At 62.0% G+C, this 17,978-nt stretch carries 15 protein-coding genes; 12 read left to right on the plus strand and 3 right to left on the minus strand.

The features are described from left to right. The first annotated feature begins 69 nt into the window (after nucleotides 1-69). The 7 genes from NKI58_RS14695 to apnL all read left to right on the plus strand — a co-directional run bounded on the left by NKI58_RS14695 (nucleotide 70) and on the right by apnL (nucleotide 8,411). Nucleotides 70-897, plus strand: coding sequence for a phosphogluconate dehydrogenase C-terminal domain-containing protein (locus NKI58_RS14695; protein WP_352454119.1), 828 nt, complete (start codon nucleotides 70-72; stop codon nucleotides 895-897). 264 nt (nucleotides 898-1,161) lie between these two features. Next, entirely contained in the window at nucleotides 1,162-2,103 is a 942-nt protein-coding gene (locus tag NKI58_RS14700) for a D-ribose ABC transporter substrate-binding protein (RefSeq protein WP_023675475.1), read from the plus strand. A gap of 112 nt (nucleotides 2,104-2,215) precedes the next feature. Continuing rightward, nucleotides 2,216-2,869 (plus strand): DUF2291 family protein, encoded by a 654-nt coding sequence (locus NKI58_RS14705; protein WP_352787005.1) that lies wholly within the window; start codon nucleotides 2,216-2,218, stop codon nucleotides 2,867-2,869. Beyond that, a complete protein-coding gene (locus NKI58_RS14710; RefSeq protein ID WP_352787006.1) occupies nucleotides 2,866-4,410 on the plus strand; it encodes a sugar ABC transporter ATP-binding protein in 1,545 nt (514 codons plus the stop codon). The genes NKI58_RS14705 and NKI58_RS14710 overlap by 4 nt, the downstream gene beginning before the upstream one ends. Beyond that, nucleotides 4,407-5,471 carry an ABC transporter permease gene (locus NKI58_RS14715; protein ID WP_352787007.1) on the plus strand — a complete coding sequence of 355 codons (1,065 nt, stop codon included), beginning with the start codon at nucleotides 4,407-4,409 and terminating at the stop codon, nucleotides 5,469-5,471. The genes NKI58_RS14710 and NKI58_RS14715 overlap by 4 nt, the downstream gene beginning before the upstream one ends. Nucleotide 5,472: 1 nt before the next feature. After that, nucleotides 5,473-6,507 (plus strand): Gfo/Idh/MocA family protein, encoded by a 1,035-nt coding sequence (locus NKI58_RS14720; RefSeq protein WP_352787008.1) that lies wholly within the window; start codon nucleotides 5,473-5,475, stop codon nucleotides 6,505-6,507. Then, nucleotides 6,504-8,411 (plus strand): D-apionate lactonase, encoded by a 1,908-nt coding sequence (gene apnL / locus NKI58_RS14725; RefSeq protein ID WP_352824595.1) that lies wholly within the window; start codon nucleotides 6,504-6,506, stop codon nucleotides 8,409-8,411. The genes NKI58_RS14720 and apnL overlap by 4 nt, the downstream gene beginning before the upstream one ends. Nucleotides 8,412-8,489: 78 nt before the next feature. On the opposite strand, the gene NKI58_RS14730 is transcribed toward apnL, so the two are convergent. Beyond that, a complete protein-coding gene (locus tag NKI58_RS14730; protein WP_352787009.1) occupies nucleotides 8,490-9,458 on the minus strand; it encodes a GlxA family transcriptional regulator in 969 nt (322 codons plus the stop codon). Nucleotides 9,459-9,770: 312 nt separating this feature from the next. Further along, nucleotides 9,771-10,484 (minus strand): transcriptional regulator NanR, encoded by a 714-nt coding sequence (locus tag NKI58_RS14735; protein WP_352577753.1) that lies wholly within the window; start codon nucleotides 10,482-10,484, stop codon nucleotides 9,771-9,773. A gap of 184 nt (nucleotides 10,485-10,668) precedes the next feature. Here NKI58_RS14735 and oiaX point away from each other — a divergent pair, with 184 nt between their 5' ends. Both oiaX and NKI58_RS14745 read left to right on the plus strand, forming a co-directional pair. Then, a complete protein-coding gene (gene oiaX, locus NKI58_RS14740) occupies nucleotides 10,669-11,943 on the plus strand; it encodes a 3-oxo-isoapionate-4-phosphate decarboxylase OiaX (RefSeq protein WP_352644177.1) in 1,275 nt (424 codons plus the stop codon). A 4-nt stretch (nucleotides 11,944-11,947) separates the two neighbouring features. After that, on the plus strand, nucleotides 11,948-13,282 hold the full coding sequence (locus tag NKI58_RS14745; RefSeq protein WP_352568076.1) for a four-carbon acid sugar kinase family protein: 1,335 nt from the start codon (nucleotides 11,948-11,950) through the stop codon (nucleotides 13,280-13,282). Nucleotides 13,283-13,395: 113 nt separating this feature from the next. Here NKI58_RS14745 and NKI58_RS14750 read toward each other — a convergent pair whose 3' ends face one another. Next, nucleotides 13,396-13,893: a hypothetical protein gene (locus NKI58_RS14750; RefSeq protein ID WP_352469597.1), complete on the minus strand. Its 498-nt coding sequence runs from the start codon at nucleotides 13,891-13,893 to the stop codon at nucleotides 13,396-13,398. Between the two features lie 279 nt (nucleotides 13,894-14,172). On the opposite strand from NKI58_RS14750, the gene NKI58_RS14755 reads away from it, so the two are divergent. From NKI58_RS14755 to NKI58_RS14765, 3 genes are all read left to right on the plus strand, one after another. Beyond that, nucleotides 14,173-15,690: a S10 family peptidase gene (locus NKI58_RS14755; protein ID WP_352787010.1), complete on the plus strand. Its 1,518-nt coding sequence runs from the start codon at nucleotides 14,173-14,175 to the stop codon at nucleotides 15,688-15,690. Nucleotides 15,691-15,970: 280 nt separating this feature from the next. Continuing rightward, nucleotides 15,971-17,281, plus strand: coding sequence for a sensor histidine kinase (locus NKI58_RS14760; RefSeq protein WP_352824606.1), 1,311 nt, complete (start codon nucleotides 15,971-15,973; stop codon nucleotides 17,279-17,281). Further along, nucleotides 17,278-17,952 (plus strand): LuxR C-terminal-related transcriptional regulator, encoded by a 675-nt coding sequence (locus NKI58_RS14765; protein ID WP_352448141.1) that lies wholly within the window; start codon nucleotides 17,278-17,280, stop codon nucleotides 17,950-17,952. Before NKI58_RS14760 ends, NKI58_RS14765 begins: the two co-directional genes overlap by 4 nt. Nucleotides 17,953-17,978: the final 26 nt, after the last annotated feature.

The raw sequence follows: 17,978 nt of genomic DNA on the forward strand, positions 1-17,978 counted from the left end.
CAATGTGCACACAAGTCAATGGGATGACGATCGGCAGGGCCGTCGTTGGAATTCAGGAGTAACGGACACATGACAACGATTGCGCTGTTTGGTGCGGGCGGCAAAATGGGTTACCGTCTGTCGACCAATTTTCGCGGATCTCCCTATACGATACGCCATGTCGAGGTCAGCGACGCCGGCCGCGAGCGGCTTAAGTCGGGCCTCGGCATCGATGCTGTCAGCGCCGATGAGGCGCTTGATGGCGCCGATGTGGTGATCCTGGCGGTGCCGGACACGCACATCGGCAAAGTCGCGGCGAGTATCGAGAGCAAGCTTGCGTCAGGCACGATGGTCGTCGTGCTTGACGCCGCGGCACCTTTCGCCGGGCATTTGCCGAAGCGGCCGGACCTGACCTATTTCGTCACCCACCCGTGCCATCCGCCGATCTTCAACGACGAGACCGACATGGCGGCCAAGAAGGATTATTTCGGCGGCGTCAAAGCCAAGCAGCACATGGTCAGCGCCTTGATGCAGGGACCGGAGGAAGATTTCGCCAAGGGTGAGGCGATCGCAAAGATCATCTGGGCGCCGGTCATGCGCTCGCATCGCGTCACCGTTGATCAGATGGCGCTGCTCGAGCCCGGCCTTTCTGAAACGGTATGCGCTTCGCTGCTCGTCGTCATGAAGGAGGCCGTTGACGAGGTGGTGGCGCGCGGGGTCGACAAGCAGGCGGCGCTCGACTTCCTGCTTGGCCATATGAACGTGCTTGGCGCCGTCATCTTCGGCGAGACCAGAGGCGTGTTCTCCGACGCCTGCAACAAGGCGATAGAGTTCGGCAAGCCGGTGCTGATGCGCGACGACTGGAAGCGGGTGTTCGAGCCGGAGGAGATTGCCGCGAGCATTCAGCGCATCACTTGAGGGCGGCGACGCGTTCTCCGGAACATGTCACCTGAAATTGTCATTGACTCATTATACCAGTTGGCTTAGCTGTTCGATGGATCGGACCGTCAAGCTTCGCAGCAGGATCAGGCGCTGGATGAGTGGAGGATAGGGGGGAGCGATCCGTCGAGGTGAAGCCGGCAAGGCTTGTGAATCTGACGCGACCCGCCGCCTACGGCCGGCTAACGAAATCGAATGCATATAGCCTTGGGATAAGGCACGGATTTTCAACGGGAGGAATACATGAAACTGACACGCAGAATGACGCTTGCGGCTTTTGCCGGCATGCTGGCGCTTGGCACCGCCGCACCCGCCTATGCGGCGGATTTGATCGCCATCATCACGCCCTCGCATGACAATCCGTTCTTCAAGGCGGAAGCTGTCGGCGCGGAGGCCAAGGCCAAGGAACTCGGTTACGAGGCGTTGGTGCTCGTCCATGACGACGACGCCAACAAGCAGTCCGAATTGATCGACACGGCGATTGGCCGCGGCGCCAAGGCGATCATCCTCGATAATGCCGGCGCCGACGCCACCGTCGCCGCGGTGCAGAAGGCCAAGGACGCGGGCGTTCCTTCCTTCCTGATCGATCGCGAGATCAATGCCACCGGCGTTGCCGTCGCGCAGATCGTCTCCAACAATTATCAGGGCGCCCAGCTCGGCGCACAGGAATTCGTCAAGCTGATGGGCGAGAAGGGTAATTTCGTCGAGCTCGTCGGCAAGGAATCCGACACCAATGCCGGCATCCGCTCCAAGGGTTACCACGACGTCATCGACGACTATCCGGACCTGAAGATGGTGGCGCAGCAGTCGGCCAATTGGAGCCAGACCGAGGCCTATTCAAAGATGGAATCGATCCTCCAGGCCAATCCCGATATCAAGGGCGTGATCTCCGGCAACGACACGATGGCGATGGGCGCTTATGCGGCACTTGCCGCTGCCGGCCGCAAGGACGTCATCGTCGTCGGCTTCGACGGGTCGAACGACGTGCGCGACTCGATCACCTCCGGCGGCATCAAGGCGACAGTCCTGCAGCCGGCCTTCGCGCAGGCGCAGATGGCGGTCGAGCAGGCCAACGACTTCATCAAAAACAAGAAGTCTCCCGCCGAAGAAAAGCAGCTGATGGATTGCGTCCTGGTCAATGGGGACAATGCCGCCAAGCTGGAGACATTCGCGCTCACCAACTGAGCCGGTGTAACATCAGCAGCAAGGGACGAGCCTCCGGTTCGTCCCTTGCTTCCATTTCGCCCTTTCTTCCATTTCTTTGGGTGCTCCTGACTGCCATGCCGAACGAGCCGACATGTTCAACACGCTGACCCGGCCGATCTTTGTCGCGTTGTTCCTCGCAGCAATAGGCAGCCTGACCGCCTGCAAGATCTTGCCGACGCCGTCGGCGGAAAACGGCGGCACTGGCTCCGCGTTCAATCCCGACAAGATGGTCGAGGACATCTGGGCGGCGAAAGTGATACCTTATCTGCAGCAGAAGGCCGGGCCGTTTCCCGAGGTTCATGCCTTGGCCAAGACCGATCCCGCCGCTGCCGGCGCCAAATACGGCAACCCGAAGAAGCAGGCGAATTCGCCATGGACCTTCGCGGTTCGGCTCGAGGGCAAGGTCGTTGCAGCCAATACACAGTCACGCGCGGCGACGATGGACATCGATGCCGACGGCGACGGCAAGGCGGACGCGCGGGTGCAGATCGGACCCGCCATGCGCGGAACCGCGCTGCGCGACAGCCTCGACTTCATCCAGTTCAACGATTTCACCAACCAGATCGACTTCGCCCAGGTCGGCAAGGCTTTCAACGCCTATGCCGACAAGACCGTGCTTTCCAAGCTGCCGCGCGAGGCACTCGAGGGCCGCAGCGTCGAGGTACTTGGCGCCTATACGCCGGGCAGTGGCCAGGACCTGCCGCTGGTGACGCCGGCGGAGGCAAAGATCGGGCCGAAGCCATGACCGGCGATCAAGATGTCATCCTGAAGCTGGAGGACGTCTCGAAAGTCTATTCCGGCACCGTCGCGGTCAAGCGGGCGAATTTCGAGGTGCGCAAAGGCGCGGTCAACGTGCTGGTCGGCGAAAACGGAGCCGGCAAATCGACGCTGATGAAGATCATCGCCGGCGTCGAGCAACCGACGCTCGGGCGCATCTTGCTGGACGGCGAGGAGGTTTCATTCTCGTCTTCCGGTGATGCCGTGAGCCGCGGCATCGGCATGGTTTTCCAGGAGCTGAATCTGTTCGGCAATCTGACTGTCGCCGAAAATATTTTCGCCACCCGCGAGATCACCAACCGCTTCCACAAGATCGACCGCAAGGAGCAGGAGCGCCGCGCGGCGGAGTTCCTTGAACGCCTGGAAGCCGGCATCCGGCCCGACATGCTGGTCGAGGATCTGCGCATCGGCCAGCAGCAGCTGGTCGAGATCGCCAAGGCGGTTTCGCTCGATGCGCGCATCCTGATCATGGATGAACCGACCTCGGCGCTCAGCGCGGCGGAAGTCGAGATCCTGTTCAAGGTGATTGCCGACCTCAAGGCACGCGGCGTGGCAATCGTCTACATCTCGCACCGGCTCGAGGAGCTGATCCGCATCGGCGACACCATCACGGTGCTGCGCGACGGCCGCATCACCGGCCAGGCGGAGATGAAAGACGTCGACACCCAGTGGATCGTGCGGCAGATGATCGGCTCGGACGCCAAGGACTTCGCCAAGGCCGACGGCCATGTGCCGGGCGAGGAAATATTCCGCGCCGAGGATATCTGCCTGCCGCGCGTCACCGGCGGGCTTGCGGTCGACCACGTCTCGCTATCGCTGCGCGCCGGCGAAATTCTCGGCATCTATGGCCTGATGGGCGCCGGACGCAGCGAGCTGTTCGACTGCATCATGGGCCGCCACGGCCATTCGACCGGAACGATATTCATCACCGGCAAGAAGGTGCACGAGCGCGACACGACGCGGCGCATCCGGCGCGGCCTGGCGCTGATCCCCGAAGACCGCCAGCGCGAAGGGCTGGTGTCGATCCTCTCCGTCGCCAGCAATCTGACGCTGGCCAGCCTGTCGCGGTTCGTGCGCCTGTTCCACATTCGCGGTGCCGCCGAAAGACAGGCGGTGGCCCGGACGGTACGCGAACTGGCGATCAAGGTCGCCGATCCGGCGCAGGAAGTCTCGTCGCTGTCAGGCGGCAACCAGCAGAAGGTGGTGATCGGCAAGGCGCTGCTCACCGGCCCGAAGGTGCTGTTGATGGACGAGCCCAGCCGCGGCATCGACGTCGGCGCCAAGGCCGACGTGTTCCGCACCATGCGCAAGCTGTCGCGCGACGGCTTGGGGATCCTGTTTGCCACCTCGGATCTCGATGAGGTGATGGCGTTGTCCGACCGCATCGCGGTGATGAGCAATGGAAAATTGACCGGCATGTTCGATCGCGCCGAGGCGACGGAGGCCGCACTCGTCGCTGCCTCGGCCTTCGGCCACGGACCGGTCCCGCACGGAGAGCAAGGCGCATGACTGACATTCCAGCCAAGGCGGCGGTCAACTCCATTTCGAGCGGCTCGGTCCTGCTGACACTGATGAAGGCGAGGACGTTCATCGCGCTGATCGCCGTGCTGTTGTTCTTCTCGATCGCTGCCCCTAATTTCCTCTCGGCCGCCAATCTTATCCTGATGTCGAAGCACGTGGCGCTGAACGCATTCCTCGCAATGGGCATGACCTTCGTCATCATCACCGGTGGCATCGACCTGTCGGTCGGCTCGATCGTCGGCCTGTGCGGCATGGTGGCCGGCTATCTCGTCCTCAACGGCATCGACCTGCAGGTCGGCTATACCATCTATTTCAACGTCTTCGAGATCGCGCTGATCACGCTTGCCGTCGGCATATTGATCGGCGCCGTCAACGGCTTGCTGATCACCAGGCTTAACGTTGCGCCGTTCATAGCCACGCTCGGCGTGCTCTATGTCGCGCGCGGCCTGGCGCTGCTGTCGTCGGACGGGCGCACCTTTCCCAATCTCGTCGGCAAGCCCGAGCTCGGCACCACAGGGTTCGGCTACCTCGGCGCCGGCCGGCTGCTCGGCTTGCCGGTTTCCATATGGATCTTGGTCGTTGTTGCGGTAGGGGCGGCCTATCTCGCCAAATACACCCCGCTCGGCCGCCACATCTTCGCCGTCGGCGGCAATGAACGGGCGGCGCGGATTTCAGGCGTCCGCGTCAACATGGTGAAGATGTTCGTCTACATGTTCTCCGGCTTCTGCGCGGCGATCGTCGGGCTGATCATCTCGTCCGAACTGATGGCCTCGCATCCGGCGACGGGAGAGAGCTTCGAGCTCAACGCCATTGCCGCGGCAGTGCTCGGCGGCACCTCGATGTCGGGCGGACGCGGTACCATCGGCGGTACCATTGTCGGCGCCTTCGTCATAGGCATCCTTTCGGACGGGCTGGTGATGATGGGGGTGAGCTCGTTCTGGCAGATGGTGATCAAGGGCCTCGTCATCATCGTCGCCGTCGTCGTCGACCAGGCACAGCGCCGGCTGCAGAGCCGGGTGACGCTGATGCAGATGGCAAAGGCCGGCTGACATGGCGGAACTGCGTGGAGCGCTGATCGGCTGCGGCTTCTTTGCCGTCAACCAGATGCATGCCTGGCGCGACATAGAGGGCGCCTCGATCACCGCCATCTGCGACCGCGATCCGGACCGGCTACGGATCATTGGCGACCAGTTCGGGGTCGCACGGCGCTATACCGACGCGGCGGCGCTGTTTGCCGGCGAAAGGCTGGATTTCGTCGACATCGCCACCACCGCGCCAAGCCACAGAATGCTCGTCGAGATGGCGGCGCGGCACGGCGTGCCGGCAATCTGCCAAAAACCGTTTGCGCCGACGCTTGCCGACGCCAAGGCGATGGTGAAGGCTTGCACTGATGCCGGCGTGCCGTTGATGGTGCATGAGAACTTTCGCTGGCAGTCGCCGATCCAGGCGGTGCGCGCCGTGCTCGACCGTGGCGAAATCGGAACCCCCTTCTTCGGGCGGATATCGTTCCGCTCGGCTTATGACGTGTTTTCCGGCCAGCCCTATCTGGCGACGGGAAAGCGCTTCATCATCGAGGATCTCGGCATCCACATCCTCGACATCGCCCGCTTTCTGCTGGGCGACGTCTCGACCGTCACTGCGCGAACGGCGCGCATCAATCCCGGCATTGCCGGCGAGGACGTTGCGACGATGCTGATGGACCACACGAGCGGCGCCACTTCCGTGGTCGACTGCAGCTACGCGAGCAAGCTCGCTACCGAGCCGTTTCCGGAGACGCTGATCGAGATCGACGGCAGCGACGGCACGATCCGGCTGGCGCAGGGCTACCGGCTCACCGTCACCGGAAGAAGCGGGACAGTCGTCAGCGATGTCTCGCCACCGCTGCTGGCCTGGGCATCACGGCCGTGGCACAACATCCAGGAAAGCGTCGTCACCATTCAAAAGCACTGGGTCGATTGCCTGACCAACGGAACCGAGCCCGCGACCTCGGGCGCGGACAACCTCAAGACATTAGCGCTGGTCGAGGCGGCGTACGCTGGCGCCGCAGGCCGGGAGCCGGTGCAGCTCGACGCCTTGCTGAAATGACAGCCGACGCCTTCCTCCTCTACGGTACACGTGCAGTTGAAGCCGAACCGGTCAGGCTGCGCGCCGGCGCGCTGACGGCGGACTTCGTCAACGGCAATCTGCGCAGCATCCGCCACGGCGACACTGAAGTTCTGCGTGCCATCGCCTACATCGTCAGGGATCGCGACTGGGGCACCTACGAGCCGGCGCTCACCGATTTAATCATCGACCAGGGCGATGACGCTTTCTTCGTCAGCTATTCGGCAGGTTGTTTCGGACCAGAGGGAAGCCGGCTCGACTTCCGTGCGACCATCAAGGGCTCGGCCGATTGCCAACTGATCTTCGACGTGAGCGCTCTTCCCGACAACGATTTCGAGACCAATCGCTGCGGCTTCTGCATCCTGCATCCGATTGCCGGCCTGGCCGGCAGCCCGGTCACGGTCGAGCATACCGATGGCAGCGTGGTCGCGACGCGGCTTCCAGAGCTGATCGATCCCTGGCAGCCTTTCAAGGATCTGCGGGCGATGACCAATGAGGTCCGGCCGGGCGTCACCGCCGAATGCCGTATGCAAGGCGATACTTTCGAGATGGAGGACCAGCGCAACTGGTCGGATGCCTCCTACAAGACCTATGTCCGGCCGCTCGCGCTGCCATGGCCATACGTGCTGCCGGCCGGCGAGACCTTCCGCCAAACCATCAGCTTGCGGGTAGCGGGTCGCGGGAAAGTGCCGGCCGCCGCGGCAAGCGCCGAACCGATTCATGTCAGGCTAGGCCAAGCCGGACCGGTGCTGCCGGGTATCGGCGTGATCATCTACCCGGATGAGGTCGAGGCGGTGCTGGACAAGCTGCCGATGCTGTCCGAGCTTGGTCCGCAGCAATTGATGTTCCACTATGACCCGACGCGCGGCCACGAGCTCGATGCCTTGCGATCCTACGCCCGGCTCGCCGCCGCCTATCCGGTCCGGACAACGCTCGAATGTGTCATTGCCGGCGACGGCGATCTCGACGCCGAGCTTTCAGGCGTCGCCGACATGGTGCGCCAGGCCGGGCTCAAGCTTTCGGCCATTGCCGTCTCGCCCTCGGTCGACCGGCAGTCGACGCCGCCGGGCAGCGCATGGCCGCAATGCCCACCGCTCGAAGACGTCTATGCCGCGGCGCGGCGCGCCTTTCCCGACACCCGCCTCGGTGGCGGCATGTTCAGTTATTTCACCGAACTCAATCGCAAGCGTGTGCCGGCTGACCCGCTCGATTTCGTCACGCATTGCACCTGCCCGATCGTGCACGCCGCCGACGATCTCAGCGTCATGCAATCGCTGGAGGCACTGCCTTTCATCACGGCGTCAGTACGAACGATCTTCGGAACAATACCTTATCGGATCGGGCCGTCGACCATTGCCATGCGCCAGAACCCTTATGGCGGCGCGACCAAGGCCAATCCCGACAATCAGCGCATTGCCATGGCCGACCGCGACCCTCGCCATGCCGGGCTGTTCGGGGCCGCATGGACGATCGGCTATGCCGCGCGCGTTGCGCCGGCCGGGCTCGAAATGCTCACGCTCTGCAGCTTCACCGGACCATTCGGCGTACTGGCCTCGTCGGGCGAACCTGTCGAAGAAAGTGCACCCCGGCCGATTTTCCACGCGGTGAAAGGACTTTGCGATCTGGCCGGCCATCCGCATGTGGCGGCGACAACGACCGATGAGACGCGGGTATTGGCACTGGCCGGCCGCTCCCAGACAGGCAAGATCATCGTCTGGCTGGCGAACCTTACCCCGGTCGACGTTCCGGTCGACGTTTCCGGGCTCGGCTCCGATCGGGGTCCTCTGAAGATCTGGGATGGACGAACGTCACGCCAGATCCAGCGAGACACGTCGGGCCGAGACCATCTTGTGATGACACCCTACGCAATCATCCGGATCGGCTGAAGTCATTTGCCGAGGCTCTTGGATAGCCGCACTTCGGCAGCGGTTGCCCGTAGCGGCAGCACTTCCGTTGCCGACTTGTCACCGGATCTGCTTTCGAAACTCGCCTGGTGCCATTCCAGTTGTCTTGGAAAAAAGACGGCTGAACGAGGCGACGTCCTGATATCCGACGCGATAGCAAATTTCTGAAACGCTCAGTTTCGTTTCCTCAAGCATGGATTTTGCCAACTCCAGCCGCCGTTCCTGGATCCATTTTCCCGGCGTTGTCTGGAGCTCGTCGAAAAACCTGCGAGACAGGGTTCGCGAAGACATGCCCAATTCAGTTGCGAGAAATTTCAGATCGATTTCCGACATCTTGTCTTTCGAGAGCTCGCGCAGTTTGTTCTCGAATGGGCTGGCCTCGTTCGAAATTTCGTCGAGAGAAAATTCGTAGGGACTCTGGAACTTGCGCGGCGGAGGAAGAACCAGAAGTTTTCGAATGATCCGCTCCTCCTTCGAGAAGCCCAGATCGATCAGCAAAGCCCTGGCGAGTTCGAGTCCGGAAAACCCGCCTCCGCATGTGTAAAGGCGGTCCTGGCGAATGAGCAGGCGGGAAGCGTCCCATCGCACTTGCGGAAACCGGAGGCTTGCCTCGGCTTTCAGCCACCAGGATATCGTTGCGCGTTTACCGTCCAATAATCCCGAATTGGCGAGCAGATAACACGCGCCGCAATGTGCTGCGATGATTGCGTCCTGCTGCTGCGCAAGCGCGATCAGCGGTTTTGAATGTTCACTCTCCTCGTCGAGCGAGCGCAGAAGCTCCGGAATCTCGACGCCCGGCATCGCAATGAGAATCAGGACATCCATTTTTCGCGATGGTTGAGCCTTTGTCGGGAAGGAAATTCCGGTGCTTGATGTCGACGGCGCGCCCCTTGAAACGAATTCACAGGAGAGAACCTGTGAACGGCAGACGTCATTCACAAGCTGAAACATTTCCACGAGCGTCGAGACGACGGCCGAATAGAAATTCGACGGCAGCCAGATCACGACGTGGAGGCTCCTGTCAGCCATTGCGGTTCTCCCGGTGTCGTTCTCGCCGATTGGCAAATCTAGCATAGTCTTTGCAAGAATTGCCAATTCAAGAAGAAGCCAGGCGCCTCCAAGACGGGCCTATGCGGGCCTGCTGACGAAAGCGGGCGGCGGAAATCCACGGCTGGGAAGATGCAAATGCTGAAATCGCTGAATGAAAACAACGCGGCACATACACCGGATTCAGACGGCAACATAAAACTGCGTCGGTCCGGGCTCAGGCTGATCTGTGGTCAGCCAGTAGGCCGAGAACAAGGTCCGACCGCGACGCCGGTCGGGACCTGCACTTGATTTTCAGTTGCCGGAATTCATCACGTAGAGCGCGCGCGAGCGTTCGAGGTGCTTGATCATCGCCTTCTCGGCGCCATCCGCATCCTTGGCTTCGATGCGTCCGACGATCTCTTCATGCTCGGTCAGCGTGAACTTTTCCTTGCCGGTCCAGATCAGCATTTCGGTGTGGTATTCCTTTAGCCAGCCTAGCATTGCCTCGCTGACAGCGACATAGATCGGGTTACCGGATATTGCCGCGATCTGTGTGTGGAATTTCATGTCGGCAGATATGAAGGCTTCCGAGTTGCCACGATGGCTGCGCTGCTCGGCGACCGTTTCCCGCAGCCGCTGCACGTCCTCGGCTGTGGCCTTTTCTGCAGCTTCCTTGACCATGCCGCGCTCGAAGAAGATGCGCGCGTTCTTGAGGTGCTCGAGCGTGTCCTTCGATGACGACAGGATGATCTTGGCTGCGCCGTCGACCTGCTTGATGATCGACTTGGCGGTGAGCTGCAGCACCTTGGCACGCTCACCATGCGAGATCGCGACCAGCCCCATATTGCTCAACGCCTGCATCGCCTCGCGGATCGCCGGCCTGCCGACCTCGAAACGCTCCATCAATTCGCGCTCCGACGGCATGTCGTCACCCGGCAGCAATTCGCCGCCGGTGATCAGGCGCTTCAGTCTCAAGAATACTTCGTCGGAAAGCTTGCGCCGGACGATCGGCTCCGAACGGTTCATCGTCGCGAATCACTCCTTTGACCGGCCTATACCTAGCATTTCCGCCGTGAATTCCGGAACGCCTGTTGCCGACTCGCCCTTACCGCCAAGCCGGATAGGGCTTGCAATGCTTATGTACTCATTATACCAGATTTTCGAGGGCCAAGGAACCTTTTTCGAAACCTCCCCGGCAGGCCGCGCGAATATGATTGTTCTTACCTATCGCATCGAAACGCCCGGCAATATCGAGGCGCTGGCGGCCAAGATTGCAAGCGACCAGTCGACCGGGACCTTCGTCGCGCTGGCCGGCGAGACGGAAGAGCTCAAGGCTAGGGTCGCAGCGCGAGTCCTGGCGATACGGCATCTGCCGGACGCGGACCGGCCGTCCCTTCCCGAAACCGGTTCCGGAGCAAGCCCCGAAGCACGCAACGGCCCGGTCAAGCGCGCCGACATCGATATCGCCTTTCCGCTGGACGCCATCGGCACCGACCTGTCGGCGCTGATGACCATCGCCATCGGCGGTGCCTTTTCGATCAAGGGCCTGTCCGGCATCCGTGTCGTCGACATGAAGCTACCCGAGGAGTACCGGGGCGCGCATCCGGGCCCGCAATTCGGCGTCACGGGCAGCCGCAGGCTGACCGGTGTCGCGGATCGTCCGATCATCGGGACCATCGTCAAGCCGGCGCTGGGACTCCGCCCGTACGAGACGGCCGCAATGGTGCAAGAGCTGATTGCCGCCGGCGTCGACTTCATCAAGGACGACGAGAAGCTGATGAGCCCGGCCTATTCACCGCTGTCGGAGCGAGTGAGGGCAATCATGCCGCTGATCCTCGACCACGAGCAGAAGACCGGTAAGAAGGTCATGTATGCCTTCGGCATTTCACATGCCGATCCCGACGAGATGATGCGAAACCACGATCTGGTGGCAAAGGCCGGCGGCAATTGCGCGGTGGTCAACATCAATTCGATCGGCTTTGGTGGCATGGCTTACCTCCGAAAGCGCTCCAGCCTGGTGCTCCATGCCCACCGCAATGGCTGGGACATTCTCACCCGCCATCCCGGCCTCGGCATGGATTTCAAGGTCTGGCAGCAGTTCTGGCGGTTGCTCGGCGTCGACCAGTTCCAGATCAACGGCATCGCCTCGAAATACTGGGAACCCGACTGGTCCTTCGTCGAATCCTTCAAGGCGGTGACCACGCCGATCTTTTCGCCGGCCGATTGCGCATTGCCGGTCGCCGGCTCCGGCCAGTGGGGCGGGCAGGCGCCTGAAACCTTCCAGCGAACCGGCCGGACGGTCGATCTTCTCTATCTCTGCGGCGGTGGCATCGTCAGCCACCCGGACGGGCCGGGCGCCGGCGTGCGCGCCGTGCAGCAGGCCTGGCAGGCGGCGGTCCAGGACATTCCGTTGGCGGATTATGCCTTGAGCCATGTCGAGCTGGCGCGGTCGATCGAGAAGTTCGGCGGCGGCGAGGCGGCCTGACGCCATGCAAAACCTGCTTCTGAGTTACTATGGCGACGACCTGACCGGCTCGACCGACGTTATGGAGGCGCTCGAGCTCGGCGGCGTGCCGACCGTCCTGTTCATGCGCCAGCCGGACGAGGCGCTGCTTTCGCAATTTGCGCATTGCCGCGCCCTTGGGCTGGCCGGCACCAGCCGCAGCGAGACGCCGCAGTGGATGGACACGCATCTGCGAGATGCCTTCGCCTGGCTGAAGACCGTCAACGCCGAGATCTGCCACTACAAGGTCTGCTCGACCTTCGATTCCAGCCCGGCAATCGGCAGCATCGGCCGGGCGATCGAAATCGGCCGCTCGGTTTTCCGGCAAGACGGCGTGCCGCTGGTGGTCGGCGCGCCGCAGCTGAAGCGCTACACCGCCTTCGGTCATCTGTTCGCGGCCTATCGCGAAAAATATTTCCGCATCGACCGCCATCCCGTGATGAGCCGCCATCCGACCACGCCGATGGACGAATCCGACCTACTGATCCATCTGTCGCGCCAGACCAGCCTCGCCTCGGGCCTGGTCGACCTGGCGACGCTGCAGTCTGCGTCGCGGTCGAAAGCATTCGACCGGCTTGTGGAGAATGGCTCAGGTATCGTGCTTGTCGATGTCGATAGCCTGGAAACCCAGGCACTTGCCGGCAAGGAGATTTGGCGCGCTCGCAAGCCGGGCGGTTATTTCGTCGTCGGCTCTTCAGGCATCGAATATGCCTTGCTGGTCGAATGGGCATCGAACCGGATCGTGCATACCAAATCCGCCTTTTCGCCGCCGGGGGCTGCCGACAGGATCGCCGTGGTCTCGGGGAGCTGCTCGCCGACGACGGAACGACAGATCCGTCATGCTCTGGCCGACGGCTTCGACGGGATCGAGCTCGACCCCGTCGAACTGGTTTCTGAGGCTTCGAACGATGCGATTGCGCGCGCGGTGGCGACCGGCCGCTCCAGCCTACGGGCCGGGCGCAGCGTCATCCTCTACACCGCGCTCGGACCTGCGGCCGACCGCGGTGCAGAAATCGATCTCCGGGAAGGCGCCCGCCATAAGCTCGGCCGCGGCCTTGGCGAGGTTCTCCGCGAACTGACGCTTCAAGAGAAGCTACTGCGCGTGGTCATTGCCGGCGGCGACACGTCGAGCCATGCACTTGGCCAGATGGGCGTCGACGCGCTGACTGTGCGAATGCCGCTGCCGGCATCGCCGGGCTCGCCACTTTGTGTGGCGCATTCAAGCATTAAGGCGATCGATGGGCTGGAAATTGCCCTCAAGGGCGGGCAGGTCGGAACCGACCGCTATTTCTCCACTATTCGCGATGGGGTCGGCGGTTGAGAGCGGGGAATGTCAGGTCAAATCGGTGATGCTCGATCGGGATCGAGGATAGTCACTAGCCGGCAAACCAGAAATCTCAGGCGTTCAGATCAGCGGCAATGCCACTCATCCCGCTATCTGCCCATTGTCCTGCCTGGATGATACTGACGGGCGTAGGCGACACAGGCGTCTACCGTGCTGACACAGAGCGCATCGCGGTTATTCGGCAGGTTGTTGTCGCCGGCGTAGGCAACCTCGGCAACATGACCGTCAACCATTCGAATTTGCGTGTTGCAATAGCCGCCGGGGGCGACGTTGACGGAACCTCCCAGCGCCGGGACGGGGCCAATGGCCACGGTCGGAACGACAATGTTGAGATTGCCGCGTTGAACGACGCGCTGATAGGTCCAGATCTGGCCGGATTTGCCGACATCGGCAGTGGCGGTCGGAAAGCCGGCGCACATTCGAACGTCCGCCTCGCTAAGGCCGACCATCTCCCTGCGGGCTGCCGCCGCCGTGGCGTCTTCCTTCGCAGTGCTCGACGTGTCATCGGGCATGACGCAGGAAGACAGGATGGCGGCGCTTGCCGATAGAAGGAGAAGGGCAAGCTTTCGGGTGTGGAAAGATGTCATACCAACTTCGGATTGCACGGGAGCCCCGAATGCCAACCTAGGAAGTGGGCCAATCGAGTCAACCGGCAGAAAATTCACGAAGTCGTTTGGTCCGCCATTCCGCCGCACGCATCTGCTGGAAGAGGTTGAGGCTGCCGCCGTGACCCTCGCGCCCTATCTTCCGCCTGGGCATCGGATTTCCCAAACCGATCCCTTCTTGTCAGACGTACTGGCGCACGGTGCTGTGACTTTGGTTCGGCCGACGGTGTGCTAGTTTCAGCCAATTGCTCCGGAGACGTCATGCCTATCAAGCTGCAAGAAATCGCCCTCGCTCTTCTGCTGTTGGTTGCCGGAACTGGGGTGGGTCACGCGGAGACGGCCCAGCGGCCGCCGCCCACAGGCGGGGTTCTCTCGCTCCTGCCACCGCCGCAGACTTCCGATCATTCGATCGTCATTGCCGGACGCACGCTCGATTACGAGGCCAAGGCCGGCACGCTGTCATTGCCGTCCGGCAAAGGCGATATCACCGCCGAGATTTTCTACGTCGCCTATGCACTGCATTCCGGGAAAGAAACGGGACCGGATCCGCGGCGCCCGATCACCTTCGTGTTCAATGGCGGTCCGGGAGCAGCTTCCGCTTATCTTCATCTCGGCGCGCTCGGTCCGCGGGTCCTGGCGACGGCGGCCGATGGAAGTTTCTTGCCGCCGCCGCAGAGGCTGTTCGACAACCCCGACACTTGGCTCGACATGACCGACTTGGTCTTTGTGGACCCTGTTGGAACCGGTTACAGCCGTGAAGCGCCCGGCACGGAAGCACACAGCTTCTGGGGCGTCAGCCAGGACGCCGCGTCGATAGGCGCGTTTATCCGGCTCTATCTGGCGCAGACGAACCGTACGGTATCGCCTGTCTTCCTGGCTGGCGAAAGCTATGGCGGCTTTCGAGCAGCATTGCTCGCCAGGAAGCTTCAGGAAGACATCGGCATCAGCCCGAGTGGCGTCGTGCTGATTTCGCCGGCGCTCGAATTCACGCTGGTGCGCCCGGACGAGTTCCAGCCGCTCCACTGGGCGCTGGAACTGCCGTCGCTGGCGGCAGTGCGCCTACACAGCGAAGGCGTTTCCGGCCCGGCCCTGCAGGAGCGGCTGGCGGAAGTCGAACGCTATGCGCTCGGCGATTATCTGGCCGCGCTGGCAGGTGGGCTGGAGCAGGGTGGGCGCCTGACGAGCCAGCGTGTCGCCGCAATCACCGGTCTGCCGCTCGATCTCGTCCAGCGGCACTTTGCACGCATTCCCATAGGGCTGTTCGCCAAGGAGTTTGCACGGGCAAAGGGCAATGTTCTCAGCGCCTATGACGGCAACATCGCGACAGCGGACGTGGCGCCAGAGAGCCTGGGAGTCGAGGGTCCCGATCCGGTGCTCGACCGAAGCGTGCCGGCGCTCACCTCCGCTTTCGTCGGCTATGTGCGTGATGAATTGAACTTCCGCACGGATATCAGCTATCGGCTTCTCAACCGTGAAGTCAGCGGCAATTGGGACTATGGGACGAGCGCGACGCGTCAGGGCTATGCGGGTGTCATGGACGACCTTCAACAGGCGCGCGTGCTAAACCCCAGCCTCGGCGTGCTGATCGTCAACGGCTACAGCGACCTAGTGACGCCGTACATGGGCTCGCGCTACCTGCTTGGTCAAATTCCTTCGCTTGCCGGCGCAAAGCCCATTCGCACCGAGGTGCTGGAGGGCGGGCACATGATGTATCTGAGGCCGGATGGACGGGCGGCACTGAAGCAGGCCGCGTCCGAGCTTTACCGAACGACGCAATGAGACGGTTTGCCCAAAAAAGCGCCGGATACGCTGTTCGCCCTCTCATCAGGCCCTAGTTCCATCGCGATTGATCGGTTACACACCTAGGATGGCGTCTTTCAGCGACGTTCGACAACGGATTAGCCGGCTCTCCAGAATCGCGCCACTGGTGCGGCGTGCTGCCGAGCGGGCCATTCGGAACACCAAGCCACACAGGCTGACAAACCTTGTTGACCGTTGGAATGCGCTGTCGCTGGCAACGCAGTTCCTGCTCGCGGGCGGTCTATTTTCCCTGTCAGCCATGGTGGTGGTGGGGATTTCCGTCACGAACCATATAGAAACCGTGGTCACGCAGAATTCGGCTTCCGCGACGGCTCTTTACGTGGACAGCGTTATCGCGCCGCTGCTACCGGATATGCGCAAGAGCGAATTGCTCGACGAGAGCGTCGCCCACGCGCTCGATGAAACGCTGGGACAAGGGGCACTCGGCACAAGGCTCGAATCCTTCAAGCTCTGGCGTCGCGACGGAACCATCCTGTATTCGACCGACAAGACATTGATCGGCAAGCGCTTTGAACCCAGCGACAATCTCCGGGCGGCATTCGCAGGCCAAATGGTCTCGGAGTTCGACAAGCTGGACGATTCGGACAGCGAGGCCGAAAGGGCCAGCGGCTTGCATCTCCTCGAGATCTACAATCCGGTGCTGCAGCCATGGTCAGGGGAAGTGGTGGCCGTTTCAGAATTCTACGAGGTCGCCACTGATTTTGAAAGAAACCTGCATCAGGCACTCATTCGAACCTGGCTGGACGTTGCCGCCGTCACAGCGGCCTTCTTTCTCGGGCTGTCGGCAATCGTGTTCCGTGGCAGCCGCATGATCAGTTCGCAGAGCCGCTCGTTGAAGCAGCGCATTGCCGAGCTTTCCGATCTGCTTGCGCAAAACAGACTGTTGAGGCTGCGGGTGCAGCGTGCCTCGCAGCGTGCCACCGCACTTAACGAACGCTATCTCAGGCGCATCGGTGCGGACTTGCACGATGGCCCCGCGCAATTGGTTGCTCTCGCGGCGCTGGGGATCGACAGCCCCGTCATTGCCGATCCCGCTACGCCGCAATCGAAGCGTGCACAGGAATTGCTGGCCATCAAAGCACATCTGGACGATGCCATGCGCGAGATCAGGAGCATCAGCAAGGGCCTTGTCCTGCCGCATATCGAGCATGCCGAACTGGGTGAAATTCTCCAGCTAGCCGTACAGGCGCACGAAGAACGAACCGGCGTCAAAGTGAGATTATCGATGACCGGCGGCCATGCGCCGTTGTCGCCGGCGGCCAAGATCTGCATCTTCCGCTTCGTCCAGGAGGCGCTGAACAATGGATTCCGTCATGCCGGAGGTGAAGGTCAGTCGGTCGAGAAACATTTCGACGGCGAGCGCGTTTGTATCGAAGTGGCCGACGCCGGCGCTGGCTTTGACCCGCAAATCGTGCGTCCCGAGAGGCTGGGACTCGTTGGGCTGCGCGAGCGGGTGGAAAGCCTCGGGGGCCAGTTTACCGTGACTTCCTCACAGAGTGGCACAGTCGTAAGAATGGCCCTCAACATCGTTGAAATGGGACAGACATGACAGTAGCCATCAAGCTCGCCATCGTCGACGACCACCCGCTGTTCAGGGAAGGCGTTGTGCGCACGCTCGATCAGATCGGCGGGTTCGAGATCGTCGGTGAAGGAAGCAGCAGAGACGATGCCCTGCGGATAATCGAAGACCAGCGGCCCGACATTCTGCTGATGGACATCTCGGTTCCTGGAGGTGGCCTTGGCGTGATCGGACCGGCCCTTGAGCGGCATCCGGCACTGAAAATTGTGATGCTGACCGTTTCGGAAGAAAACCAGCACGTGATGACCGCGTTGCAGAGCGGGGCAAGGGGCTATGTTCTGAAGGGGGTCGGGTCGAGGACGTTGGCTGCGATCCTGCGCACGGTAGCGTCGGGCGAACGATATGTCTGTCCACAATTGTCGGCGCGCCTGTTGGCCGATCTCTCGGCTCAATCAAAAGAGCCGGCGAAAGCTGACGGACTTGCCGACCTCACCAGCCGCGAAAGGGAGATCCTGACGCTGGTTGCCGCGGGACTGAGCAACAAGCGGATCGGGCTTCGGCTGAACCTGCATGAAAAGACGATAAAGCACCACATGACGCGAATCCTGGCCAAGCTCAACGTCAGCAACAGGACCGAAGCCGCCATGACCTTGCGCGATGCGACTGAGCGCCGCCATCCGCCTGTTCGCGATCATGCTTGAGCCGAAATTGCCGCACTGCGCGGCCA

Source organism: Mesorhizobium sp. M0522 (assembly GCF_040321085.1).
Lineage (GTDB): Bacteria > Pseudomonadota > Alphaproteobacteria > Rhizobiales > Rhizobiaceae > Mesorhizobium.

Coding starts and splice junctions, on each gene's coding strand:
- NKI58_RS14750 (WP_352469597.1), bottom strand. CDS start 13,893: ATGACATCTTTCCACACCCGAAAGCTTGCCCTTCTCCTTCTATCGGCA.
- NKI58_RS14700 (WP_023675475.1), top strand. CDS start 1,162: ATGAAACTGACACGCAGAATGACGCTTGCGGCTTTTGCCGGCATGCTG.
- NKI58_RS14760 (WP_352824606.1), top strand. CDS start 15,971: ATGGTGGTGGTGGGGATTTCCGTCACGAACCATATAGAAACCGTGGTC.
- NKI58_RS14745 (WP_352568076.1), top strand. CDS start 11,948: ATGCAAAACCTGCTTCTGAGTTACTATGGCGACGACCTGACCGGCTCG.
- NKI58_RS14715 (WP_352787007.1), top strand. CDS start 4,407: ATGACTGACATTCCAGCCAAGGCGGCGGTCAACTCCATTTCGAGCGGC.
- NKI58_RS14710 (WP_352787006.1), top strand. CDS start 2,866: ATGACCGGCGATCAAGATGTCATCCTGAAGCTGGAGGACGTCTCGAAA.
- apnL (WP_352824595.1), top strand. CDS start 6,504: ATGACAGCCGACGCCTTCCTCCTCTACGGTACACGTGCAGTTGAAGCC.
- NKI58_RS14695 (WP_352454119.1), top strand. CDS start 70: ATGACAACGATTGCGCTGTTTGGTGCGGGCGGCAAAATGGGTTACCGT.
- NKI58_RS14765 (WP_352448141.1), top strand. CDS start 17,278: ATGACAGTAGCCATCAAGCTCGCCATCGTCGACGACCACCCGCTGTTC.
- NKI58_RS14735 (WP_352577753.1), bottom strand. CDS start 10,484: ATGAACCGTTCGGAGCCGATCGTCCGGCGCAAGCTTTCCGACGAAGTA.
- NKI58_RS14755 (WP_352787010.1), top strand. CDS start 14,173: ATGCCTATCAAGCTGCAAGAAATCGCCCTCGCTCTTCTGCTGTTGGTT.
- NKI58_RS14730 (WP_352787009.1), bottom strand. CDS start 9,458: ATGGCTGACAGGAGCCTCCACGTCGTGATCTGGCTGCCGTCGAATTTC.
- oiaX (WP_352644177.1), top strand. CDS start 10,669: ATGATTGTTCTTACCTATCGCATCGAAACGCCCGGCAATATCGAGGCG.
- NKI58_RS14720 (WP_352787008.1), top strand. CDS start 5,473: ATGGCGGAACTGCGTGGAGCGCTGATCGGCTGCGGCTTCTTTGCCGTC.
- NKI58_RS14705 (WP_352787005.1), top strand. CDS start 2,216: ATGTTCAACACGCTGACCCGGCCGATCTTTGTCGCGTTGTTCCTCGCA.